This window comes from Peptoniphilus senegalensis JC140, assembly GCF_000321025.1.
Taxonomy (GTDB): Bacteria; Bacillota; Clostridia; order Tissierellales; family Peptoniphilaceae; genus Peptoniphilus_A; species Peptoniphilus_A senegalensis.
The window spans coordinates 643,883-668,125 of record NZ_HE610717.1; the positions used below are offsets into that span (position 1 = coordinate 643,883).

Annotated in this window: 19 protein-coding genes; 4 read left to right on the top strand and 15 right to left on the bottom strand. The window is 31.6% G+C overall.

All coding sequences use genetic code 11. The annotated features are described in order from the left end of the window. Positions 1-196: 196 nt before the first annotated feature. A complete protein-coding gene (locus PTSHG_RS03110; RefSeq protein ID WP_019107436.1) occupies positions 197-976 on the bottom strand; it encodes an inositol monophosphatase family protein in 780 nt (259 codons plus the stop codon). Between the two features lie 11 nt (positions 977-987). After that, positions 988-3,879 (bottom strand): insulinase family protein, encoded by a 2,892-nt coding sequence (locus PTSHG_RS03115; protein ID WP_019107437.1) that lies wholly within the window; start codon positions 3,877-3,879, stop codon positions 988-990. A gap of 98 nt (positions 3,880-3,977) precedes the next feature. On the opposite strand from PTSHG_RS03115, the gene PTSHG_RS03120 reads away from it, so the two are divergent. Next, the gene (locus tag PTSHG_RS03120) at positions 3,978-5,495 is read left to right on the top strand and encodes an oleate hydratase (RefSeq protein WP_019107438.1); all 1,518 of its coding nucleotides are present in this window, start codon (positions 3,978-3,980) and stop codon (positions 5,493-5,495) included. Positions 5,496-5,530: 35 nt separating this feature from the next. Here the strand turns inward: PTSHG_RS03120 and tsaD are convergent, their stop codons facing one another. The 7 genes from tsaD to PTSHG_RS03155 form a co-directional block, all read right to left on the bottom strand. Continuing rightward, on the bottom strand, positions 5,531-6,529 hold the full coding sequence (gene tsaD / locus PTSHG_RS03125; RefSeq protein ID WP_019107439.1) for a tRNA (adenosine(37)-N6)-threonylcarbamoyltransferase complex transferase subunit TsaD: 999 nt from the start codon (positions 6,527-6,529) through the stop codon (positions 5,531-5,533). Positions 6,530-6,533: 4 nt separating this feature from the next. Then, positions 6,534-6,968 carry a ribosomal protein S18-alanine N-acetyltransferase gene (gene rimI / locus PTSHG_RS03130; protein ID WP_019107440.1) on the bottom strand — a complete coding sequence of 145 codons (435 nt, stop codon included), beginning with the start codon at positions 6,966-6,968 and terminating at the stop codon, positions 6,534-6,536. After that, positions 6,940-7,614, bottom strand: a complete 675-nt coding sequence (tsaB, locus tag PTSHG_RS03135; RefSeq protein ID WP_019107441.1) for a tRNA (adenosine(37)-N6)-threonylcarbamoyltransferase complex dimerization subunit type 1 TsaB — start codon at positions 7,612-7,614, stop codon at positions 6,940-6,942. Before tsaB ends, rimI begins: the two co-directional genes overlap by 29 nt. Further along, positions 7,595-8,053 carry a tRNA (adenosine(37)-N6)-threonylcarbamoyltransferase complex ATPase subunit type 1 TsaE gene (gene tsaE, locus PTSHG_RS03140; RefSeq protein ID WP_019107442.1) on the bottom strand — a complete coding sequence of 153 codons (459 nt, stop codon included), beginning with the start codon at positions 8,051-8,053 and terminating at the stop codon, positions 7,595-7,597. The genes tsaB and tsaE overlap by 20 nt, the downstream gene beginning before the upstream one ends. Next, positions 8,037-8,570: a nitroreductase family protein gene (locus PTSHG_RS03145; protein WP_019107443.1), complete on the bottom strand. Its 534-nt coding sequence runs from the start codon at positions 8,568-8,570 to the stop codon at positions 8,037-8,039. The genes tsaE and PTSHG_RS03145 overlap by 17 nt, the downstream gene beginning before the upstream one ends. Positions 8,571-8,653: 83 nt before the next feature. Then, positions 8,654-10,897 carry a DUF3160 domain-containing protein gene (locus PTSHG_RS03150; protein ID WP_019107444.1) on the bottom strand — a complete coding sequence of 748 codons (2,244 nt, stop codon included), beginning with the start codon at positions 10,895-10,897 and terminating at the stop codon, positions 8,654-8,656. After that, positions 10,888-11,487, bottom strand: coding sequence for a hypothetical protein (locus PTSHG_RS03155; protein WP_019107445.1), 600 nt, complete (start codon positions 11,485-11,487; stop codon positions 10,888-10,890). The genes PTSHG_RS03150 and PTSHG_RS03155 overlap by 10 nt, the downstream gene beginning before the upstream one ends. Positions 11,488-11,582: 95 nt before the next feature. Here PTSHG_RS03155 and PTSHG_RS03160 point away from each other — a divergent pair, with 95 nt between their 5' ends. Further along, on the top strand, positions 11,583-12,155 hold the full coding sequence (locus tag PTSHG_RS03160) for a xanthine phosphoribosyltransferase (protein WP_019107446.1): 573 nt from the start codon (positions 11,583-11,585) through the stop codon (positions 12,153-12,155). A gap of 94 nt (positions 12,156-12,249) precedes the next feature. Here the strand turns inward: PTSHG_RS03160 and PTSHG_RS03165 are convergent, their stop codons facing one another. From PTSHG_RS03165 to PTSHG_RS03185, 5 genes are read right to left on the bottom strand one after another with little or no spacing between them, the layout of a single operon-like run. Further along, positions 12,250-13,374: a toxic anion resistance protein gene (locus PTSHG_RS03165; protein WP_019107447.1), complete on the bottom strand. Its 1,125-nt coding sequence runs from the start codon at positions 13,372-13,374 to the stop codon at positions 12,250-12,252. A 1-nt stretch (position 13,375) separates the two neighbouring features. Beyond that, entirely contained in the window at positions 13,376-14,500 is a 1,125-nt protein-coding gene (locus PTSHG_RS03170; protein WP_019107448.1) for a 5-bromo-4-chloroindolyl phosphate hydrolysis family protein, read from the bottom strand. 8 nt (positions 14,501-14,508) lie between these two features. Beyond that, a complete protein-coding gene (locus tag PTSHG_RS03175) occupies positions 14,509-15,342 on the bottom strand; it encodes a DegV family protein (RefSeq protein WP_019107449.1) in 834 nt (277 codons plus the stop codon). A 9-nt stretch (positions 15,343-15,351) separates the two neighbouring features. After that, positions 15,352-16,695: a phosphoglucosamine mutase gene (glmM, locus tag PTSHG_RS03180; protein ID WP_019107450.1), complete on the bottom strand. Its 1,344-nt coding sequence runs from the start codon at positions 16,693-16,695 to the stop codon at positions 15,352-15,354. A 4-nt stretch (positions 16,696-16,699) separates the two neighbouring features. Then, entirely contained in the window at positions 16,700-18,022 is a 1,323-nt protein-coding gene (locus PTSHG_RS03185; RefSeq protein WP_019107451.1) for a CCA tRNA nucleotidyltransferase, read from the bottom strand. 100 nt (positions 18,023-18,122) lie between these two features. Between PTSHG_RS03185 and PTSHG_RS03190 the strand changes: the two genes are divergently transcribed. Further along, entirely contained in the window at positions 18,123-18,611 is a 489-nt protein-coding gene (locus PTSHG_RS03190; RefSeq protein WP_019107452.1) for a hypothetical protein, read from the top strand. 16 nt (positions 18,612-18,627) lie between these two features. Further along, positions 18,628-19,572 (top strand): copper amine oxidase N-terminal domain-containing protein, encoded by a 945-nt coding sequence (locus PTSHG_RS03195; protein ID WP_019107453.1) that lies wholly within the window; start codon positions 18,628-18,630, stop codon positions 19,570-19,572. A 114-nt stretch (positions 19,573-19,686) separates the two neighbouring features. On the opposite strand, the gene PTSHG_RS03200 is transcribed toward PTSHG_RS03195, so the two are convergent. Further along, positions 19,687-23,964: a 2-hydroxyacyl-CoA dehydratase gene (locus tag PTSHG_RS03200; protein WP_019107454.1), complete on the bottom strand. Its 4,278-nt coding sequence runs from the start codon at positions 23,962-23,964 to the stop codon at positions 19,687-19,689. Between the last annotated feature and the right edge of the window lie 279 nt (positions 23,965-24,243).

The following is a 24,243-nucleotide window of genomic DNA, read 5'->3' on the forward strand; positions in this document are numbered from 1 at the left end:
TAATTGTCAATAGTTTTTCAAAAGTTATAAATCAACTTATACTTTTGTATTTTTTCACAAAACATAGCCTTAAATCCAATGAAAAATTGTATATTAAAAAATTTTTTACACATTTTTAAAAATTTTTAATACTGCACTCTCCATTTGTTAATTCATAAAAAGATTATATGTTAAGAAAACTTCCGTTTCACTTTTCTTAATATACAAATCTTTTTAATTCTTCCACAACGCTTTTATTTCCACAAATTATGCCACTAAATCTTTCACAACTGATTTCTTGACCATGCATATTTATGACAATACCGCCTGCTTCTCTAACTATTAAAGACCCTGCAGCATAGTCCCAAAGATTAAGTGCATCATCTATAAAGGCATCATATCTTCCACAGGCAGCGTAGCACATCTCTAGTGCAGCTGAACCAATTCTCCTAAAGCCATTGGTGTTGTCGAAAATAAATCGCAAAATATCAAAAGTTTCATCGTCTCGGTTAAGTCTTCCTCCACCAGTTCCAGCACCAATCAAGGTGTCACAAAAATTTTTGTCGCAAGAAACTTTTATTTCCTGACCATTTAATTTTGCACCTTCATCCTTTATCGCTGAGAAAAATTCTTCCCTAAATGGATCATAAATTGCTCCAAGTACAATTTCAGATTTTTCTAAAAGAGCAAGGCTTATCACTGAATGGTCAAAGCCATGGACAAGGTTTGTCGTGCCATCAACTGGGTCTAAAACCCATGTGTATTCCTTTAAGTCTTCTTTTGACTTATCCTTTTCTTCAGCTAAAAGATTTGAATTAGGAATTAAATTTAAAAGATTCTCCTCTAAAAATTCTTGCACTTCAAAATCAACTTCTGTGACGAAATCATTTCTTCCCTTCATCTCAAAATTATTTTTTGGGTCAAGTTCAAAGAAAATTTTAGATGCTTCTCTCATTAAGTTTTCAACTTTTTTTAATATTTCATGGTAGTCAATCATAGAACCTCCACTTATTTAATTGATTTAATTTCCTTAAATAGATTTGCATCTTCCCTGATTATGCTTTCGCTACCAAAAGCTGCTAGATAATTTTTCTTCATAGCTTCATCTAATATTTTGCCGTAAGAATTTAATTTTTCCACCTTAGTATTTAAAGCTTCTTTTTTTGACTTTTCCACATCTTCTGCTGTAAGTCCAGTTATAAATCTTGATAAATTTATATCTCCAATTTGTTCTGGCGATAAAAGTGGGTCAAAGGCATTCATTGAGCCAATGATAAAATCCTTTAAATCCTCATCTGAAATTTTTAAATTTTCTACAAATTTTCCTATGCTGTCATAAACTTTAACTGTATTTTTTAAATTTGGGTCTCTGTAAGAATATGTTGCCATGTCCCCATTTCTTCCAATGGTAATTCCTGCACCATAAGCTCCACCCTTTGCCCTAATTTCATTGTGAAGATAAGATGAATTTAAAATATTTGCAAGAACTGTCAGATCCCCAGTATATTTTATGCCAAGCTTTTCGAGGTCATATCCTTTTGAGACATAGACTACATTTGAAGTTGTATAAAAGCCTTCGTTTTTATTGTCGCTTTCGAATTTATAATCACAAGACTTTATATCCTTAACTTCTAATTTTTCAATATAATTATTTAATTCATCTTTAATTTTATTTAAGTCAGAAATATTTCCAGTAGTTGAAATAATTAAATTGTCCTTTACAAATAACTTTTTATAAATATCTTCTGATTTCTTTTCAAATTCTTCCCATTTCTCTTCGAAATTTTCCACTAAATCTCTCATGAAATCATAATAATCTAGTCCACCAATGTGAGATTGAACTTCAGCAACTCTTGAGTAATAAGATTTTAAAATCGAAATGATAAATTGATGTCCATTTTGTAACATTGTTGATTCAACTCTTGACTTCAACATATTTAAAAGTTCTTTAACTCTTTTCTTTGAATCGAGAATTGACCTATTCATAATTTCATCAACTATTTCCAGTCCTCTTTTTACATTATCTGCAGTTGATTTCATTCTTATATTCATTCTAAGTGAATATTTTTCCTTGTCCTTTGAGTCCACATAAACAGTTGGATTAAAAGTTATTCCACCAGTTGCCTTGTAAATTTCGTTATTTAATTCTTCGTAGGAATAATTTTTTGTATCAAGAAGACCAATCAAAGAAAGGAGAAGTGACATTGTCTCAATTTCTTCTTTTTTAATAAAGGAAATGTCATGAGAAATTGTCGTGTAGACTATGCCATTTGTCTCTTGATTTGACTTTAGATAAATTACATCTTTAATTTTATCTTTTTCCAATTCATAGTCTGTAACTTTTTCGTCAATGTCAGAAAGCTCAAGAGATGGTATAGTTTTTTTTGCTTCAAGAGAGTCTTCCTGACTTTGATATTTTTCAAGTTCAAGACTCTTTTGAATGATTTCTTCTTTTTCTTCTTCAGTCATTTTTTCCTTTAAGGCTTTTAACGTTTCTCTTAATTCTTTCTCTTCTCTCTCATTTTTATTTAGCTCAGGTCTTGCAGATAAATTTACAGAATATTTGTTGTCAATTAATTTTTCTTTAATATAATTTTCCACAAAATTGTCATCAAGTTTTTCCTTAACTTCACTTAACACATCATTATAATACAAGGCATCAAGAGGAGACTCATCATATAACCATGAATTTAATGCCCTTATATAATAAATTATAGCCTTTTGTGTGCCGCCGCCTTCTCTAAAAATAAATTCAAATTTATTTAAAGTTGCTTCAAGTAAATCTCTGTCTATTCCTTTTTCTACCAAGTCTCTTAAAGTTTCGTCTAAAATTTTTAAGAATTCATCTTTTTTATCTGCATCAGTATTTTTTAGGACAATTGAAAGGTCTAGTGGAAGTGAAGATGAAGTTTCTGAATATACGTCTTCAGCTAATCCTGCATCAAGAATTGCCTTTTTAAGTGGCCCAGCTTGAGCATCTATTAAAAGTTCAGCCAATAAATCACGCATAAAGACATCCATCTTTGAATCAGCATAACCAATAGTCCAGCCCTTTGAAAGATAATCTATTTTTTCCTTCATCTCTTCCTTTGAAGCAGAAAAAGTTATTTGGACATTCTTAGTCTCCTCTAACTTTTCATTTAAAATTATTTCTGAATTAATTTCTTGCCTATCAAAGTCAGCTAAATAATTTTTGTCAATGAAATCAAGTGCCTCTTCCATATTTTGGTTTCCATAGAGGTAGATATAAGAATTTGATGGATGATAGTATTTTTTGTGATAATTTTTAAATTCCTCATAAGATAGGCTTGGAATAAGTTTTGGGTCTCCGCCAGAGTCCACTCCATAGGATGAATTTTCGTGAAGAGAGAAGATCATGGCATCGGAGACAATATTTTCTGATGAAGAATACACTCCTTTCATTTCATTGTAGACAACTCCATTGTATTTTAATTCATCATTTTTATCTTTTAAATCGTAATGCCATCCTTCTTGAAGAAATATTTTTTCTTCTTCATATATGCTTGGATAAAAAACTGCATCTAAATAGACATCCATTAAATTGTAAAAATCTTTTTCATTTCTGCTTGATACAGGATAAATTGTCTTGTCTGGAAAAGTCATGGCATTTAAAAAAGTTTGCAGTGATGACTTAATTAAATCCATAAAAGGCTCCTTAGTTTTAAATTTTCTTGAGCCAGAAAGTACACAGTGTTCAACGATGTGACAAACTCCATTCCCCTTTTCAGGTGGCGTCCTAAATCCAATGCCAAAGGCTTTGTTGTCATCATTATTTTCTAAAGTTAAGACTCTTGCTCCAGTTTTTATATGAGAATAGACTTTGCAATTTGATGCAACTTCGTCTATATATTTTTCTTCGATTAATTTATAATTTTTCAAGTTAATCCCTCCAATCATTATTATACTTGTAATAAAACAATTTAACAAATTGAATTAACTCTTATATAAATTGGGTAAAACTAAATTGAGGTGAGATTATGTCAAGAAAAGATGACATTAAAAAATTAGCTATTGCAGCTGCAACAATTTCAGCTGCCATTTTTGCTGCAAAAAAAGTCTCCGATGATGAAGTGAAAATCTTAATGCCAAATCGTGACGAAAACTCAAAAGCTTACTTACTTGGCGACGGTTTTGGAAATTTAGCCCTTGCCTATGCTCTAATAAACCACGCAAATTTAGATCCTCTAAATATAAATATTTACACAAAACACTTTAACGAATTTGTAGAAATAAAGGAAGACGAAAACAACTACCAAAGTTTTGACAATAGATTTTCAGAATTTAATTTTAAAAATACCTATGAAATGTTAAAAAATATTTTAGATGAAGATGAATTAAATAAAATTTCTGAAAAAATAGCAAAAAAAGAAAGACCAATCCTTTTGGATTTATCTCTAAATCAATTCTCTAATATTTTTGATGTTGATGAAAATAGTAAAAAGAAATTATACAAATTAATGCTATACCCTATGGACTTAGATGATAAAAATTCTATTGAAAAATATTTTTTATTCACTGACTTTTTAAATTCAAATTTGTTTTATTATTTGTCTAGTATTTACAACTTGAAATCTACTTCTCCTGTACTTGAATTAAAGGAAGCTTTAGTAGATTTTATAGGATCAGAAAACTATTTTGACCTCGATACAAATAAAATTTACAAATTTTTAAAGGATTATTTAAAAGACGCTGGCGTAAACTTCTATGACGACTATAAGTTTATTGACTTCAGTGCAACAGATAATCATGTAGATAAATTGACTTTTGAAAAAAATGAACAAGTTGAAGAAATTTTAACTGATTTAAAGGACATTATTTCCATTGAGTCTCCAACATATTTTTCAAACTTAGCACTTGGCGACACTACAAATATTCCAGAGAAAATTTTATCTACTTATTCTTCACAAAAAATTTTTCATTCTCAAAATATTTACAAGGAAATTGAAGGAAAAACTAGAGACTCCTCAATTTTATTTGTCAATTTAGAGTTTTCTGATGACTCCTTTATAAAGAAACTAAAAGAAAATTTGCAAGACAAGGACTTTTTCATTTTTAAAGTAAAGTCTGGCATTTCTGCAAAAGTTGTTGACAATAAAGTAATTTTAAAAATTTTAAATCCTAATAAAAATTCTATTTTCGTCGGAAATGTATTTAAGGCCTTAAATGGCGAGGACTTTTTCTTTGAGCTAATTAAATTATTTAATCTTGAGGAAAAGTATGCAGATCTTAGATTTAATTTAAAAAATGTAGGCATTTCAGTTTTTGAAAACTATAAAAAAATCCCTGGAGAAAGTTACAAGAGAAACGTAAATAACATTTGCAATTTATTCTTCATCTCTTCAAAAAATTCAGACTTTGGAGAACTTTATTCTGTTGAAAAACTTGTACAAGAGGGCATAAAAAATGCCCACGACATCATGGGCATTGACCACTTAGAAGTTTTTGAAAATAATCTTTCTAAGATGGAAATTTTAAAATTTATAAATAATTTATAAAGAGTGCAGGGATGCACTTTTTATTTTTTTGAAATTTACTTTAAGCCTAAATTTGGATTTGCAAAATTTTCTTCGTCAACTTTTCCTGCCCTGTACTCGTAATAGGCAGCTGATGCAATCATGGCTGCATTATCTGTGCAAAGTTTAAGTTCAGGATAGAAAATTCTTATATTTTCTTTAGATCCCCTTTCTTCAAAGGCCTCTCTAATTCTTGAATTTGCAGAAACTCCACCACAGAGAACAATTTTATCCATATTCTTTTCTTTTGCAAGTCTAAAGGATTTTTCAAGAAGGACATCAACTACTGCCTCTTGGAAGGACTTACACACATCTTCAACGACAATTTCTTCTCCACGAAGTCTTGTGCTATTTAAATAATTTAAAACTGCAGTTTTAAGTCCGCTGAAAGAAAAATTATAATTATCTTCCTTTATCATTACTCTTGGAAATTCTATGCTTTCCTTTCCTTTTTTTGCTAAAGCATCAACTACTGGTCCACCTGGATAGGATAGACCAAGTGATCTTGCTACTTTATCAAAAGCTTCACCAACTGCATCGTCAACAGTTCTTCCATGAAGTGTAAAGTCGACATAGTCCTTTACTTCAATTAAATAAGTATGACCACCAGAAATAATTAGTCCAATAAAGGGTGGCTCTAAATCCTTAAAGGAAATATAATTTGCACATACATGACCAACTATGTGATTTACTCCAACAAAGGGCTTGCCTGTAGCAAGTGCAAGAGCCTTTCCTGCACTAAGTCCAACTAAAAGTGCCCCAATAAGTCCCGGTCCCTTTGTGGCTGCAATAATATCTATGTCACTTAATTTTACGCCTGCCTGGTCAAGGCCTTCCTTTAAAACCGTATTTATAGCCTCAACGTGTTGTCTCGATGCAATTTCAGGCACAACACCTCCAAATTTTTTGTGAGTGTCAATTTGTGATGCAATTACATTTGAATAAACTTCTCGACCATTTTCAACAACAGCAACTGAAGTTTCATCACAGGATGATTCCACTGCCAAAACTTTCATCTTTTCACTCCCTCCACATTATATAGGCATCTCTGTCAATGCCGTAATAATTATTTCTTTTTCCTGAGATTTTAAAATTATATTTTCTATATAAATTAATTGCAATTTTATTTTTCTCAGCAACTTCTAAAGTTATTTTTAATTTTTCCTCATCTGCTTTTTTTGTCAAAAAATCAAAAAGATCAAGAGAAATTTTTTGTCCACGAAATTCACCTTTTACTGCAACATTTGCTATGTGAATCTCATCAAAAACTATCATATAAGAAATGTAACCCACAAGAGTTCCATCAACTTCAGTAATTACTATGTCTTGCAAGTCATCATTAACAATGGAATTTTCTATGGATTTTTTTGACCAAGGAAATTCGAAGTTTGCTGCTTCAATTTCATAAATTCCATCTACATCCTTTTTATTTGCTAGTCTCGTTATTCTTTTCATATTGTGCTTCTGCCTGAGAAATTTTTAAATAATTTGGCACTAAATTAAAGACGTCCATAGGACCATTTTTTTTGTAATCTATTAGACCAAGCCTTGCAATATTTGAGCCTATCATTGCTTTATTTTTTGACAATTTTGCATTTTCAATTTCTCCAATAAATTTTTCGCCATCAAGTCCTGCAATAGTTATAACATCATATTTTTTTACTTCGTCCTTGAATTTTTCAAAGGGTAAAATTTCATCTTCAAATAAAACTTCTGGCTCATCCTCATTTTTTATTATTGAAGCATAGACATTGCCACGTCTTGCATCAACTATTGTAGAAACAAGACCATAATCAGACATAGAATTTGCAACAAGAGATGAAACTCCAATAACATCAACATCGAGGGCAAAAGCCATAACCTTTGCAATTGTTATACCAATACGAAGTCCTGTAAAAGAGCCTGGTCCTATGCCAACTGCAATTAAATCTATGTCTTCTAATCCAAATTCAAATTTTTCAAAAATTTCATGAATCATATCTGTAACAGATTCTGAATGAGCCACACGTCCTGTCAAATTATAATCGCAAAGGACTTCATCGTCTTCAATTAGTCCTATAGCTGTTGTTATTGTTGAAGTGTCAATTCCCAAAACTTTCATTTATTTTCTCCTTCAGCTTTTCAAATCTATTGCCAATAAAATTAATTTCAAGCTCTCTATTATCTCCCCTTGATGAAATATTTATCTCAATGTATTCTTCTGGAAGAGCCTCTTTAATTTTATCTGCCCATTCAACAATTGTCACTCCATCAGAATAAAAATATTCATCAAAGCCAAGATAATCCACATCAACTTTGTCGTCAAGGCGATAGGTGTCAATGTGATATAAATTTGTCTTGCCGTAATATTCATTAACTATGGTAAAAGTTGGACTTGTAACATAATCTTCAATGCCAAGTCCAAGGGCAATGCTTTTTGTTAAAGTTGTCTTGCCTGCTCCCAAGTCTCCGTTGAGGCAAAGTACATCTCCTGGTCTTAAATTTTCTCCTAAAAACCTTCCAAATTTTTCCGTTTCTTCTAAATTATTTAACTTTATCATTGAGATCCTCAAATACATTTTCAGAATATTCAAAGGGAATTTTTTCTGATTTTTCTTCTGCAGGATGACCTATGCCGATTATACATTCCACATCAAACTTGTCTTCTAAATCAAAAAATTTATGCAAAAATTCTTGAGCTGTTATGCCAGATTCATGCCTTGCATCAACTACATTCGCCCAAGTTGCACCCAGGTCTAAGTCAGCTGCAGCAAGTAAAATAAAAGTTGCAGCTATAGATGCATCTTGGTGGTTGGTATTTGGTGCAATTTCTGTGTCTGTTACGACAGCAATGGCAAGATCTGCACTTGCAAGAAACTTAGCCGAATTTTTCTTAAAGTTAGAAAGTTCTTCTAGCCTTTTTTTATCTCGAATTACAATGTATCTCACTGGATTTCTATTTTTTGCCGTTGGGGCATGAAGTGCAATAGTTAAAATTTCCTTTAAGTCTTCATCAGAAACTTTTTCATCAGTAAATTTTCTTATACTTCTTCTCTTTTCAACTAATTCTAAAAGCATATTATCACCTCAAAACATTATAACACATGTTAAAATCAAATTTAAAATTTTGCAAGAAAAAAAGAGGGACTAGCCCTCTTTAACTATTCTTTATACATGCTTTCTTCATAATCTGGTCCATAACTATGATATTCTATTGCTTTCTTTTCTTCTGTCACAAGGTCCTTGTACCAAGTTGGAAAATCAGTAGCATTGTCATATACCATTTTTTGCCAATCTTCGTCAGTTAATCTTTCTTTATTTAAAAATTCGTAGTAAGAGAAAGTTGCTCCTCTACCCATGTAAAGTTTTCCTTCATGAGGATAGATTACAAAAATTTCCATAGGCTTACCTGTTCCAATACTAAATATTTCATCCTTAGGAAGGCCTACGCTATTTTCTACAACTCTCATTAAGTCTACAACTACTGGCATCCTCCTGTCAGTTGCATTTTGGATTTCATACCAATAAGAAATATTATTTTCATCAGATGACTCAACGAAGTCAACCATTATTCTTTCCATTTCTCCACCAATACATAACAAGTCGAATATTTCATCTTTTGTAAGTGGCTCATTTTGAAGTTCCTTTATAGAAAGGTCTCTAAACTTCACTACCATAGCTTGGAAGTTGTTTATTTTTTCTTCATACTTAGAATTTAGCATGTCACGATTTTTTAAATTGACCTTAGTAAATTCAAGTAGCCAATTTAATTTTTCGTAAAGCTCAACATTTGGTTCAACATAGGATTTTGGAATTTCTATATCTCCTCCGCCACCCATTTCTGCCATGACTGCTTTTCCATAAAGGACTGTGTCGTGTTTTAATTCTGCAAAGGAACCGAGAGCTGATACTAGGTCCTTTCTTTCCCAGGCATCATTTCTCATAAACATTGGATAGCCTTCGCCAAATTTTTGGTCATAGGACTTTAACATCCATAGCCAGCCGCGATACATATTCTTTTGCCAATCTAAATCATCCATTTTTTTCACAGTGGCTATATTTTCATCAGTCTTCTCTTGGTACTTATCCCAGTGAGAATTATAAGGATCTTCCTTTTGAATTTCCAATGCCTTTTCATTACCAAAGGAAGTCATAAGGTCAAGACCAGAATAAATTGGTCTATCAGATGGCTTGTCATCCCTTGCTATGTCAACTACATTTTGCATAAGGACGCTATCCATAACAGCTCTTTGTGGCATAAATCTAAAAGACTTGCCCATAAAACCAGCAACTTGTGGGTCTGGATATTTTTTCAAAACTGTATAGACATTTTTTAAATTTTTATCATCATCTAACTTATTAATGTCAAAATCTTTTCCATAAATTCCATAAAGCGTCCTTGCATACTCTCTAATAGAAAGATCGTCAGCAGATTCAACTAAGAAGTCAATTGGCTCAACTAAATCTTCCCAAGTCTTTAGAATTTCAGGATTTTTATAAATTGAGTGAGTTAAAAGTAGTCCTTGCAAAATACTGTCTTCATCAGGCTTATCATCCTTATCAATAAATAGTCCAACTTGGCCAAAATACATTGTGCCTGAAAAATATTTTTTTAATTCTTCGCTTCTTGTGTAGTGTCCTCTTGGTTTAAGTTGTGAATAGTCAATGTCCCTTCCACTTATTGGAGATCTTAAAACTCCTTCTTGTGATACATTTTTCATTTCTTCATCAACAAGATTCTTTGCTTCTTCTGGCAAATTTTCTGGCTCGCTTCCCAAAAGCTTAAGTCCTGTAGCAATAAAGGCAATATTTTTTATTTGTATGTCCCTTAACCTTTCATTTTTTATTTCATTAAAAAGATTTATATTTTCTGCTAACAATCTTTTATTTAAGTCAATAGATTTTGGATAAAGCTCATCTTTTTCCAAATTTCTCAAAAATCCATCATAAAAAATGTGGAAGATGTGAGTTACTGAATCAGTTGTCACAAAACTTGCTAAGTTTTTATACTCGTTATCTTCATAAATTTGATGAATTTGGTCAAATTCGTAATTCCATGGTTCTTCACTATAGGCATTATCTTTTAAATTTTTTGGCTTAGTGATTACAAAACCATTTTTTAGAAGCATTTCTTTTTGCTTAGGCGTAAAATTTCCAAATTCAGAAAAATTTACTACATTGGAAAAATCTTCAGCTACTTTATAATCTTTCACACTTGGTGTAAACTGAGAAAGCTTGTAGTCAATATAGGTAGTTTTATTTTCCATTTCATCTAAAAATTTTGTGTCCTGCATTTCAATTTTTGCTTCTTCCTTTGGACTTTCTTCTACTTTATCTTTTTTACAAGCAGTTAGAAGTGAAAGCCCTATAAGTGAAGCAATAAGTATTTTTTTCCTTACTTCCATTTTATTTCATCTCCTTCTAAATATAATTCTCTCTCGCTACCAGCTATTTCAACTTTTTTCTCCTTATCTAAAAACTTTGGCTCATCCTTTAAAATTATGCTGCCGTGGTTTCTTTGAAAGGCAAAATTAGTCCAGTCATAGACTCCAAATAAAAAATTGCCATCAATATTTTTTTCGATTGAAATAATTTCGTCGTAAGAGTCTCCATCAATATCACACAAATTAAAATCCATAATAGGATTATATAATCTTGAAATTCTTAGCTTTGGTTTTAACTTCTTGTTTTTAAAATCAATATTGTATAAAAAACATCTCTTGGCATATTTTGGATCAAAGGGCGTCTTTTTATATACTCCAAGAGCAAGTTCAATTTCACCTCCATCTACATTACAAAAATCAACTTTCCAAGCTTTAAGGTCCTCAACATCAATATCAAATTCCTTCTCCTTAGATTTAATTTTTAAATCATACCCAAATTTTTTGTCCTGTGAAATAATTTCTGCACTTATATTATTTGCAGAAGCTGAATCAATGAGAGTATCCTTTGCGCATGCCGTCAATAAAACTAATAATAAAAATATGTACTTCATGTCTTTATTATACCACAGTAAATATTTTTTTTATAAATAATTACTGGTCTTGATTAGTTTATCCTAATGCCTTAAAATAAATCGAGAGGTGTAAAATGAAATTATTAGAAGATAGAATTATAAATGATGGAAGAATTTTAGATGGAAATATTGTAAAGGTAGATTCATTTTTAAATCACCAATTAGATATAAAATTTTTAGATAAGCTTGCTGAAGAAATGGCATCCTATTTTAAAGATAAAAAAATAAATAAAATACTAACAATTGAAGCAAGCGGCATCGCCCTTGCCACTGTTGCATCAAAACATTTTGACGATGCCATGGTAGTCTTTTGTAAAAAGCAAAAGACCTTAAACATAGGCGATGATGTCTATGAATCAAAAGTTGAATCCTTTACCACTAAGAAAAATTATACAATTACAGTTTCCAAAAGATTTTTGTCTCCTGAAGACAACTTGCTTATAATCGACGATTTCTTGGCTGAAGGAAATGCCCTAAAGGGACTAATTGATGTTGCAAATCAAGCAGGAGCAACTATATCCGGAGTATCTGTTGCCATTGAAAAGGGCTTCCAAGATGGTGGAAAAATTATTAGGGATATGGGCTATGATTTACTTTCCCTTGCCATTATTGATTCAATTGAAGAAGGAAAAATTAGCTTTAGATAAATTTTAGAATATAAAAAATATTTTATAACAAAAAAATTGCCGAGAAGATATCTTCTCGGCTTTTGTCATTTTATTAAGTTTTTTAAATTTTAAATTATTTATTTGCAATTTCTATTAGTGAAGACTTTAAGTTTTCTTCAATCCTTCTTAGTTCAAGTGATGCTTCTTCACGCTTCTTGTGTCCTTCAATTTGAATTTGACGAACTTCATTTAGAGCTGATATAAGTTGATCATTTGTGTGCTTAATTGTGTCGATATCAACTATTCCCCTTTCAGAAAGTCTTGCAGTATCAACTGTAGTTTGCTTTAGAGTCTCTGCATTTTTCTTCAAAAGTTTATTAGTTAAATCAGTTACTTCCTTGGTGCTCTTGGCTGCTTCCCTTGAGTGATTTGCACCTAGGGCAATTACCATTTGAGACTTCCAAAGTGGAATGGTATTTACAATTGTGGATTGGATTTTTTCAACCATAACTGTATTTGATGATTGAACCATTCTAATTTGTGGCGCCATTTGAATTGAAACCATTCTTGTTAAATCTAAGTCATGAAGTTTTTTCTCAAACCTACTAATCATATTTACATAATCATTTGCCACTTGTGCATCTACAGGTAGGTTTGTCTCTTGTGCCTTTGCTTGAAGTTTTGGAAGTTCAATATTTGTAGCTTCTTCCAATTTTTTTCTACCCGCAAGTATGTACATGCTAAGTTCCTTGTAATAATTTTCATTTAGCTCATACATTTGGTCAAGCATGGCGATGTCTTTCATCAAAGTTACTTGATGATCTTCTAGAGTTTTTATAATATTGTTGACATTTTTTTCTGCAGAATCGTATTTTGTTTTAAGAGAAGTTATTCCATTTAATTGTTTTTTGAAAAATCCAACTAATTTGTTGTCCTCTTCATCTATATCAAAGCTTTTAAGTTCATTTACAACTCCAGATAATAAATTTCCAACTTCGCCAAGGTCTTTAGTCTTAACACTTTCAAGAGTTTTTTCTGAAAAATTAGAAATCTTTCTTTGTGCACCAATACCATATTGTAATACTATATTTGAATTTGTTATATCAATATTCTTGGCAAATTCTTCAACTTGTTTTTCTTCTTCAGGACTTAATTTCACTTCATTTTTTTCGTCAATTAATTTTATTTCATGTAATTCATTATCTTTATTTAGATCCTCGAAATCGTCTGTTAGGGATAATTTTATTTCTTTATCCATTTTATTTTCCTCCTAAATTAAAGTCATCTTGGTCTAAAAGTCCTTCTTGTCTAAGCATTGATTTTAAAACGCTCATGTCACTTGAAAGGTCCATGATTTTTTCTTGGTAAATATTATCTAACATTTTCATAAATCCATCATTTACTAAATCCATAGTTTGCTCCATAGATTTTAAAGATGATTTTACTGAATCTGTTGGTTTTTCACTAAGCTGGATGTAATTATCCATGAGCTTTACTGTAGTTGGCAAGTAAAAATTTATAACCTTATCTAAATCCTTTGCTGTATTTGGATTTTCTTTTAAAAGTTCAAAAATTTTTCCAACTATTTGTAAAAATTCAGTAATTTTTCCCTTCATTGGCTCTTTAAGTTTTGGAAGCATTTCTGTTAAAGTTGTGACATCTTTTTTGGCCTTAGATAAATAATCTTCTAAAAGAGCATTATTTTCCTTTTCTTCAAGCTCCTCATACCTTTCTTTGGGATCGCGAAGCATTTCTTCCTTGTAGAGCTTATAAGTTTTTGAATCTAGTATAAAAAGTTCGCCATTTTCCACAATTCGAGCTTGTCTGTAATAGTCCTTTTCAATCATGTTTAAGATATCATTTATTGTAAAATCTATAGGCTTTGCAGTTATTGCAGCAAGGTCAGCTGTTGGTATAACTGTGTTATTTCCAATTTCACGATTGTACTTTCTAAACCTAATTATTTGATTCTTATCCTTTTTTACTTTGTAATTTACATAGAAAGAAATTACAAGGGCAGGTAGAACCCAAAAAATTAAAGCTGGGAGATCTTCTCTTACAGACCCGTAAGTATCAAACATATCCATGAGAAAACCAAATAAAGCAAAAAGATGTCCCACTATTGAGGCTTTTGCGACAAAGCCCCAAGTCTTGACTCGACTTACTGTTTTGGGATTTTGATTTATAATCCTATCATCATTTTGCACGCTATAAGGCAAATTTCTCTTATTTTTATTTACAAATTTACTAATAGATGACTTTGTCATATCTATTGCTGTATCAATACTTTCGCCAATCAAGTCCCCAATTTCCTTAAAATTTTCTTCCCTAAAGGCATTATTTATTTTTTCCTTAAATCTATCTTCTCTATCAAATCTATTCATAAGTCACCTCAAAAAGCTATAACAATACCTCCTATGTCTGCATATCCAGAGGAAAGCCCATTTGTGTGTCTAACATGAACTTTTACATCTGCATATAATTCTTCGATTTTTTCCTTAATTTTTTCTGCACGTTCTTTATTTCTAACATAGGAAATTGTAATAAGATTTGGTGTTCCGACTTTACATTCTGTTCCAATCGCCTTAATCATCTTATCAAGAGATTTTTTTATACCACGATTTATTTCATAAAGTTCTATTTCTCCATCTTTTGCAATCATAATAGGTCTTATATTTAAGACATTAGCTACTAATCCTGCTGATTTTTTTATTCTTCCATTTTTAATTAAGTTCTTCATACTTTCAAGAACAAACATAGTTGTAGAATTGTTAACTTCACTTTCAATGGCAGGCACAACTTCTTCGAAGCTTTTTTCTTTTACTAAATCTAAAAGCTTTAAAACAATCCTTGTATTACCTGCTGAAGCAGCCTTTGTGTCAATTACATGGATTTTTATGTCCTTAAACTTTTCCCTTGCTTCCTGTTCTGCAATTTTGGCAGAATTGTAAGATCCTGACAACTTTGATGTAATTGTAAGAATATAAATATCCTTGTCAGAATTTTCTTCAATAATTTTTAAATAATCATAGGGCGCTGGACAAGCAGTCTTTATTGCATTTTCTGTCTTTTCCATTTTATCTAGGTATTCTTCAAGTTTTAAATTATCATCGTCTTCATATTCCACTCCATCAATTGAAATTTTAAAGGGAACATACTCAATCCCCAATTCTTTTATCTCTTCTTTAGTTAAGTCACAACTTGTATCTGAAATTATTTTGTACATTATATTCTCCTAATTCAGTTTGTCTTCAATAATTTTTACTAATTTATCTGCATCTCGTGAAAGCTTATCTTTATCCTCGCCTTCAATCATAACTCTAACAAGAGCTTCAGTACCAGAAGGTCTAATGACAACTCTGCCACTTCCGTGATAAGTTTCTTCTACTTTTTTTATAGCCTTAGTTATTTCAGGAAATTCATCAAACTTATTTTTTAATTCATCGCGAACTTTTGCATTTTTTAAAACTTGTGGATAGTCTCTCATAAGTCCGTTAAGTTCAGACAATTTCTTTCCAGTTTTTTTCATAATTTCCAAAAGATGTATCCCCGTTGCAAGTCCATCGCCAGTTGTGTTGTATTGAAGGAATATTACATGACCAGATTGTTCAGCACCAATTACATAATTATCCTTTAACATCTTCTCCAAAATATATCTATCGCCAACTTTTGTCTCAATAAAATCAACACCAATTTTTTCAAGATATTTTTTGAGTCCCATATTTGACATTATAGTTCCCACAGCTGCGTTATTATTAAGTTTATTATTTTCTTTTAAATAAGTTGCTGCGATTGCCAAAATGTGATCTCCATCGACAACATTTCCCTTTTCATCCACTGCAATAATCCTATCAGCATCTCCGTCAAAACTCATACCAATATGAGATTTTTCACTTTTTACGAGTTCTTCTATTAGCTTTGGATTTGTAGAACCACAATTATCGTTAATATTTTTACCATTTGGCTCCTTATTTATGATTTTAACTTTGGCTCCATAGGATTTTAAAACTTCTTCTGCAATAAAGGATTGAGCTCCATTCCCTGCATCTACTGCAACTTCAAATCCATCAAATCTTTCATCCGTAAGTCCCTTTAAATAATCAACATACTTTTGTGTAAAATCAGAAGACCTATTTACAATTCCAATGTTTTCTCCAGTTACATCTTTATAAATTTTTGTAGTCGAAAGAACTTTTTCTTCTATTTCGTCTTCCACGCTGTCATCTAGTTTAAGTCCATCACTTGAGAAAAATTTTATACCATTATATTCAAAGGGATTGTGTGATGCAGAAATTGAAACCCCACAAAGATAGTCTCCTGTCCTAGTGAGATAGGCAACACCTGGAGTTGGAATAACACCTGCTACATCCACGTCAAGACCGATACTCATAAAGCCTGCTATAAGTGCAGACTCAACTAAGTCGCCTGAAAGTCTTGTATCTCTTCCAACTAAAACCTTTCCCTTTTTATTTTTAGTAAGTACAAAGGCAGCTGCCCTTCCAATGTCATAACATAACTTTGGAGTTAGCTTTTGATTGGCAATGCCACGAACTCCATCAGTTCCAAATAATCTTGTCATTTTATCACCTGTAATTTTTATCTATATATTTAATTAAGAAATCTCTATTATTCTTTTCTGGGTCATCTAATACTAAATCTTCAAGTTCTTTTAAAACCCTTCCAATAATTTTGCTTTCATTAAAACCCAAAGCCTTAATGTCATTTCCATTTATTTCCAAAAACTTTTCAGTTTTCATTTCTTTTTCCTTTAATAATTCTTTTACCCTATTTTTCCGATTTATAATAAAGCTTGCATCTCGGTCCATTCTCGTGCACTTACAATCTGCAATTAAGAGGTCATAGAGATCCATAACATTTTCTCTTCCAACTCTTTTTATTTGCCTTCTGAGTGCCTTGTCGCTCATTTCGCTGTGAACTTTCATGTGGTCTAGAATTAGAATTTTTACCTTATCAATAATCTTGTTTGAAACTCTATATCTCTTTAAAATTTCAGAAACTAAATCCGCTCCCAAAACTTCGTGACCGTAAAAATGTCCCCTGCCATCTTCGCCAATGGAAAGTGTGTCCACCTTTGATACATCATGAAAAAGCCCAGCAAGTCTAAGACTTAAGTCTGGCTTTACCTCGTCCATTACACAAATCAAGTGGTCAAAAAGAGTCTTGTCATGATAGGGCGAAAATTGTGAAAAACCAACAGTCCTCTTTAATTCAGGAAAAATCACATCAAGTATTCCCGTCTCTTCCATTAAAAGAAGATAGTAGGAAGGTCTATCTGAAGTAATCATTTTTGAAAACTCATCAAAAATTCTCTCTGGAGAAATTTTTTTAAGTAGTTTTCTTTCAAAGGCAATAGCATCGAAAAGCTCATCTTCAATGTAAAAATCTAATCTTCCGGCAAACCTAATTGCCCTCAAAATTCTTATGGCGTCTTCTCTAATTCTCTCAACGGGATTTCCCACTGCCCTCAAAATTTTATCATCTAAATCTTTTTTACCTCCAAAGGGATCATAAAGTTCTCCTTTAAAGTCCATTGCCATAGCATTAATTGTAAAGTCGCGTCTCTTTAAATCTTCTGTGAGATTTTTTGAGAAGGTTACATTTTCTGGCTTTCTATAATTTAGATACTTGCCATCAATCCTAAAAGTTGTAACTTCGTAAAGAATTTTGTTTATTAGAACGCCAACTGTGCCAAATTCTTCACCAATTAGTATTGTCTTAAAATCTTTAAAAACTTTTTTTATTTCATCTGGCTTTGCAGATGTAGTAATGTCATAGTCATGAGGTTCAAAACCCAAAAGTTTATCTCTCACACATCCACCTACAATGTAGGCGTCAAAGCCTTCCTCATTTAGTTTCTCTAAAATAAATAGCACATCTTTTGGCATCGTATCACCCTTTTAATTATATCATTCTTGCAAGTAATTTAAAATTATATAATTCTTCTTTGTTCCTATTATGGTATAATGTAGAAAATTGGAGGTAGCTATGAAAAAATTATCAATTATTTTAATATCTTTACTATTTGTCATTAGTTTATCAGCTTGTGGCAAAAAAAATTCTACAAATGTAAGTAAAGACGCACAAGTATCTTCTGTGGCTAAGGAAAAAGAAGCTACAACAGAAGAGTTAACTACATCAAACTTTGACAAAGAATCATTAACTGAATTAATCAAAAATTCTGACTACATAGCAAGAGTTAGAATTTCAACTTCTACTGCAGAAGGCATGAACACAGCTTTCTTAAAGGACTACAAGGGCGACCTTTCACAAATTGTCATTGAATTGCCAAAGACACTTACACCAAATAAGGAGTACATTGTTTTTTACAAGGATGATGAGAATGGCGAAGTTTCTCCTACCGAAAGAGATGGCTCCTTTATAGAAATACAAGGAGACAAGGACAGCAACCTAATTTACATTGAAAAAGTTTTTGACCCAAATTCTTACACAAGTTCTCTTAAGAGCAAAAAATAATTAGATGGAGGTTATTATGAAAAAAAGTAAATCAATTATATTTTCATTAGTTTTATTAGTCTTTTTATGTGTAAATGTATTTGCTGGAAAAACTCCACAAATCGAATACAATGGAAAAATTATTAAATCAGATGTCCAACCTTTTATACAAAATGAAAGGACTATGGTACCAATTAGATTTATCTCTGAAACTTTAGGTTATAAAGTTGACTGGAACAATGAAGAAAGGATTGTCAGCATCACTGGCAAAGATACTTCTCTTGAATTAAAAATTGATTCAAAAAAATCAAAAGTTAATGGTAAAGAAGTTGAGCTAGATGCTCCTTCTATAATCAAAAACGAACGCACTTTTGTTCCCCTTAGATTTGTTGCAGAAAACTTAAAAGCTGAAGTAAAATGGGACAATGATAATTTTAAAGTAATAATAAATGATTCTTCGAATTCTTCAATCTTAAATTTATCTTCTGATGAAGAATTATATGTTAAAGAAGTTAAAAGTTTGCAAAATGATCTAAATAAATCAATTGCAAATTTAAAATCAAGTTTTTTCGAAAATGCAGCAAGCCTTTCTGATGCAGAATTAAACTCTGCCTATGAAAAAGCAAATTCTGAAATTAGAAATATTGTCGATAAAATTAAAAATATGAGCGTGCCTGATAAATTTAAAAATTCTCACGATTACACTGTAAGGGCAAGCGAAAAGGCATTAGAAATTTTGCCTGGCCTTAAGGAATCTATTATTACTAAAAATGAAGATTCTGCCAAAAAATTTATTATTGAATTAAATGATTTCCAAGTTAAGATGCAAGAAGCTAAGGATGCCTTTGAGGCTGCTCTTAAGGGTCAAACTTACAAGCCTCAAAAGGACATTCAAGTTTACAACGACGAAAAGAAAAAACAAGATAGTACAGACAACTTGTTACAAGATCAAACTTTAAAAAATATTTTTAAGAAAATTTAATTTCTTCTACAAATTATATTTATTTTCAAATCAAAAATCCCCTCATCATTGAGGGGAAATTTTTTGTCTATTTTTAATTTTATTGTAAAAGTTTTAAATACATAGATTAAATTTTTAGTTTTTCAAACTTGCAGCTTTTTTTAGATAACCTCTGTTGTACTTGTTTTCGCCTTGCTCCATATTTCTCTTAGCTTGAGAAAGCATTAATTTAATCCTGTTAAATTGATTTACCTCTGATGCTGACGCGTCATAGTCAATCGGAATAATATTTGCTTTTTCGTAGGAATTTCTTATTGCTTTTATGACGCCTTTGCCTGTGATGTGATTTGGAAGACATCCGAAGGGTTGGACGCAGACAATATTTTCCACGCCTGACTCAATGAGTTCAACCATTTCGCCAGTTAGAAGCCAACCTTCGCCATATTGATTACCAAGGTCAACATATTTTTCTGCATAGTCAATTATCTCTTCAATTTTTTCTGGAACAATAAACCTTGTTGGCTCGAGAGCTAATCTAATGTATTTTCTGTAAGATTCAATATATGAAATTCCCATTTCACACATAAAGGCAGTGAGCCTTGATTTAGAAAGTTTATCAGCCTTTGCCCTTGCATTCTTAAAGGAATACATCATAAAATCTGTTAAATCTGGTATAACAACTTCTGCACCTTCCTTTTCAAGAAGTTCTGCAACATGATTATTAGCAGCAGGGTCATACTTGACTAGGATTTCTCCAACAATTCCAACTTTTGCTTTCTTTTCATTCCTTATTTCAAGTCTATTAAATTCTCCAATCATCCTATTGATATTGGATATAAAAGTTTTCTTGCTGTAATTTAAGTTCTCTGATGTCGTAATGTCAATCCATCTGTCACGCAAAATATTTGCTGAACCCTTTATTACTTCATAAGGCCTTGTAGCTTGAGTAAGTCTCATGATGAGATCTGCATATAACATTCCTTGAATTAATTTTCTTCCAATTCTAACTAACTGTTTTTTATCAAATTCAAAGCCTGTGTGCTTTTCAATTCCTTGAAAAGAAAGTCCAATGACTGGCACATGACCATATCCTGCATCTTTTAGTGCCTTTCTAATGAAGCCCACATAGTTTGATGCCCTGCAAGCTCCTCCAGTTTGACTCATGAGAAGTGCCAAGCGATTTGTGTCATACTTTCCAGATTTCACTGCATCTATAAATTGTCCAACTACAAAAATTGATGGATAACAAGCATCATTATTTACATATTTTAAACCTTCGTTTACAACCTTATGACCTGAGTCGTGAAGGACTTCTATGTTAATGCCTTCTTGTCTTAGGATTGGTTCGAAGATACTAAAATGAAGTGGCGCCATTTGTGGCATTAGTATTGTGTAATTTTCCTTCATTTCTTTCGTAAACATTACTGGATTGTCATCAAGAAGACCTTCAAGCTCTGCATCAATTTTTTCAAATTCTCTCTTTTCTGCTGCTTCAATTAAAGACCTTATTCTAATTTTTACTGCACCTAAATTTGAAACTTCGTCAATTTTTAGGACTGTATAAATTTTGTTGTAAGACTCCAAGATGTGTTGGACTTGGTCAGTTGTAACTGCGTCTATTCCACATCCAAAGGAATTAAGTTGAACTAGCTCTAAGTTTTCGTGTTCTCCAACAAATTTTGCAGCTCTATATAGTCTAGAGTGATAATTCCATTGGTCTAAAACCCTAATTCTTGAATCAATTTCAACATTTCTTGCTATTCCATCTTCAGAAATCACTGCAAGTCCAAGGCTGGTAATAAGCTCTGGTATTCCATGATTTATTTCTGGATCAATATGATAAGGTCTCCCTGATAAAACTATTGCTCTTTGGTCTTTCTTATTCACTTCTTCTAAGATTCTATTGCCTTCGTTTAAAACATCAAGTCTATACCTGTCTTGCTCTTCATAAGCTGCACGCACAGCTTTTTTTACTTCGTCTTTAGGAATAAAGTTGAATACATCAGAAAGTCTCTTTTCGAGTTTCTTTCTGTCATCAAAGGAAATAAAAGGATTCATAAATTTTACTTTTCCATCAACTATTGCATCTACATTATTCTTTATAACTTCAGAATATCCTGCAACTACAGGACAATTTAAAGTGTTATCTGCATTTTCAAACTGCTTTTCTTCATAAAAAACTGCTGGATAAAATATGAAGTCTATTCCCTTTTCTATTAAATCTTCAATATGACCATGAGAAATCTTTGCAGGATAACAAGCAGTTTCACTTGTGATAGTTTCTATTCCCTTTTCATAAATTTCTCTAGATGATTTGCTTGAAAGGACAACTGAATATCCAAGTTCTGTAAAAAATGTATGCCAGAAAGGATAGTTTTCGTACATATTTAAGACTCTAGGAATACCAACTAGACCACGCTTTGCTTCATTTTCTGTTAGAGACTTATAAGCGAAAACTCTCTCATATTTGTAACGGTACATATTTGGAAGTTCGTCTTCTTTATTTCTTACGCGACCAGCTCCCTTTTCACACCTATTTCCTGTAATATATCTTTTTCCATTTGGAAATATATTTACAGAAAGAGCACAATTATTTGTACATTGTCTGCAATTTGTGGACATGGATTTATATTCAAACTTTTCCAACTCATCTTTAGAAATTAAATTAGATTTTCCTGTGGATTTTTCTTTTGAAATAAGTGCCATTCCAAGTGCACCCATAAGCCCCGCAATATCAGGTCTTGTAACATCAATTCCAGTTAAGTTTTCAAAAGCTCTTAAAACTGCATCAGATAAAAATGTCCCTCCTTGCACAACTATGTGTTCGCCCAATTCCTTTGGATCTCTAATTTTTATTACTTTTTGAATTGCATTTCTAATTACAGAATAGGCTAGTCCAGCAGAAATATCTTGAACTGATGCACCTTCTTTTTGTGCTTGCTTAACATTTGAGTTCATAAAAACTGTACAGCGTGAACCTAAATCCACAGGCTCTCTTGATTTTAGAGCTTCATTGGAGAATTCTTCTGCACTCATATTTACTGAATGTGCAAAAGTTTCAAGGAAGGATCCACATCCTGCAGAACAAGCTTCATTAAGTAAAATTGACTCTATTACACCATTTCTTATTTTCATTGACTTCATGTCTTGTCCGCCAATGTCTAAAATAAAGTCAACTTCAGGGTCAAAATATTTAGCTGCTGTAAAGTGAGCTATTGTCTCAACTTCTCCAAAGTCCAAGTTAAGTGCAGCCTTCAAAAATTCTTCCCCATAACCAGTTGTACCACATCCAGCAAAATATGCCTTGTCATTTTTTTTCTTATATATTTCTTTTAAATTTTCAATTGCTATGTCAAGTGGGTTCCCATTATTTGAGCCGTAAAAACTATATAAAAGTTCATTTTTATCAGATATTGCTACAAGTTTTGATGTTGTTGAACCTGAGTCTATGCCCAAATAAATTGGCCCTTCATAATTTTTCAAATCAACTTTTTTTAGTGATTTAGTCTTGTGTCTCTCCCTAAAATCAGTAACTTCTTTTTCACTTTCAAAAAGTGGAGACATTACTTGGCTTTCTTTAATATTTATATCTGCATTCTTGTTAACCCTATTAAAAAGTTCGACAAAAGAAATAGGCTTAGAATCAAAGCTTGAAAGGGCTGCTCCAAGTGCTACGAATATTTGTGAATTTTCTGGAGAAATTATTTCATCTTCACTCAAATCTAAAGTTTCCACAAATCTTTCCTTTAGCATTGGCAAAAAGTGTAAAGGTCCACCTAAAAATGCGACATTACCTCTAATAGGTCTGCCACAGGCAAGGTTTGAAATAGTTTGATTTACAACTGATTGAAATACAGATATAGCAATGTCAGACTTGCTTGCCCCTTGATTTATTAAAGCTTGCACATCAGTCTTAGCAAAAACTCCGCAACGAGATGCAATAGGATACAACTTTTTGTAATCTTTTGCCATTTCATTTAAACCAGATGCATCTGTTTGAAGAAGAGATGCCATTTGATCAATGAAGGCACCTGTACCTCCAGCACAAATACTGTTCATTCTTTGTTCAACAGAGCCTCTCAAATAAGTTATCTTAGAGTCCTCTCCACCAAGTTCAATGGCAACATCAGTTTTTGGAATAAAACAAGATATGGCTTCTCTTCCTGCTACAACTTCTTGAATAAAATCTATATCCAAAAATTCGTGAACAGAAAGTCCACCACTTCCAGTTACATTAACAGTTACTGTATCATATTTAAAATCATTATATACTTCATTAATTACATCTTTCACGGTTTTTCTAACATCAGAAAAATGTCTTCTATAAGTTTTATATAAAATATTTAATTTTTCATCTAATATTACAAGTTTTACAGTTGTAGATCCAACATCTAATCCCATATGAATTAGCATTTTCTACTTCTCCTTTCAAATTAAAAGCAAATTGAGTATAATTTCTAATACTTCATTTAAAATAATTCATTTTAATTTTATTGATCTTTTATTCACTAAAATTTAATGAAAAATAATTATTGCACTTTCAATGCCTTAATTCAGTATTTTTTAAATAAAGTTTGATATTTATTATAAAAATATTAAACATTTCTTAACTTTTCGTTTATATCTATTATAACCTAAATTGTGAACTTATAGTGAAATATTTACTTTATTTAAAAAATTTTACAATAAAAA

Excerpts from the sequence above, each read along its gene's own strand:
- PTSHG_RS03110 (WP_019107436.1), bottom strand. The coding sequence starts at position 976 with ATGATTGACTACCATGAAATATTAAAAAAAGTTGAAAACTTAATGAGA.
- PTSHG_RS03120 (WP_019107438.1), top strand. The coding sequence starts at position 3,978 with ATGTCAAGAAAAGATGACATTAAAAAATTAGCTATTGCAGCTGCAACA.
- tsaD (WP_019107439.1), bottom strand. The coding sequence starts at position 6,529 with ATGAAAGTTTTGGCAGTGGAATCATCCTGTGATGAAACTTCAGTTGCT.
- rimI (WP_019107440.1), bottom strand. The coding sequence starts at position 6,968 with ATGAAAAGAATAACGAGACTAGCAAATAAAAAGGATGTAGATGGAATT.
- tsaB (WP_019107441.1), bottom strand. The coding sequence starts at position 7,614 with ATGAAAGTTTTGGGAATTGACACTTCAACAATAACAACAGCTATAGGA.
- tsaE (WP_019107442.1), bottom strand. The coding sequence starts at position 8,053 with ATGATAAAGTTAAATAATTTAGAAGAAACGGAAAAATTTGGAAGGTTT.
- PTSHG_RS03145 (WP_019107443.1), bottom strand. The coding sequence starts at position 8,570 with ATGCTTTTAGAATTAGTTGAAAAGAGAAGAAGTATAAGAAAATTTACT.
- PTSHG_RS03150 (WP_019107444.1), bottom strand. The coding sequence starts at position 10,897 with ATGGAAGTAAGGAAAAAAATACTTATTGCTTCACTTATAGGGCTTTCA.
- PTSHG_RS03155 (WP_019107445.1), bottom strand. The coding sequence starts at position 11,487 with ATGAAGTACATATTTTTATTATTAGTTTTATTGACGGCATGCGCAAAG.
- PTSHG_RS03160 (WP_019107446.1), top strand. The coding sequence starts at position 11,583 with ATGAAATTATTAGAAGATAGAATTATAAATGATGGAAGAATTTTAGAT.
- PTSHG_RS03165 (WP_019107447.1), bottom strand. The coding sequence starts at position 13,374 with ATGGATAAAGAAATAAAATTATCCCTAACAGACGATTTCGAGGATCTA.
- PTSHG_RS03170 (WP_019107448.1), bottom strand. The coding sequence starts at position 14,500 with ATGAATAGATTTGATAGAGAAGATAGATTTAAGGAAAAAATAAATAAT.
- PTSHG_RS03175 (WP_019107449.1), bottom strand. The coding sequence starts at position 15,342 with ATGTACAAAATAATTTCAGATACAAGTTGTGACTTAACTAAAGAAGAG.
- glmM (WP_019107450.1), bottom strand. The coding sequence starts at position 16,695 with ATGACAAGATTATTTGGAACTGATGGAGTTCGTGGCATTGCCAATCAA.
- PTSHG_RS03185 (WP_019107451.1), bottom strand. The coding sequence starts at position 18,022 with ATGCCAAAAGATGTGCTATTTATTTTAGAGAAACTAAATGAGGAAGGC.
- PTSHG_RS03190 (WP_019107452.1), top strand. The coding sequence starts at position 18,123 with ATGAAAAAATTATCAATTATTTTAATATCTTTACTATTTGTCATTAGT.
- PTSHG_RS03195 (WP_019107453.1), top strand. The coding sequence starts at position 18,628 with ATGAAAAAAAGTAAATCAATTATATTTTCATTAGTTTTATTAGTCTTT.
- PTSHG_RS03200 (WP_019107454.1), bottom strand. The coding sequence starts at position 23,964 with ATGCTAATTCATATGGGATTAGATGTTGGATCTACAACTGTAAAACTT.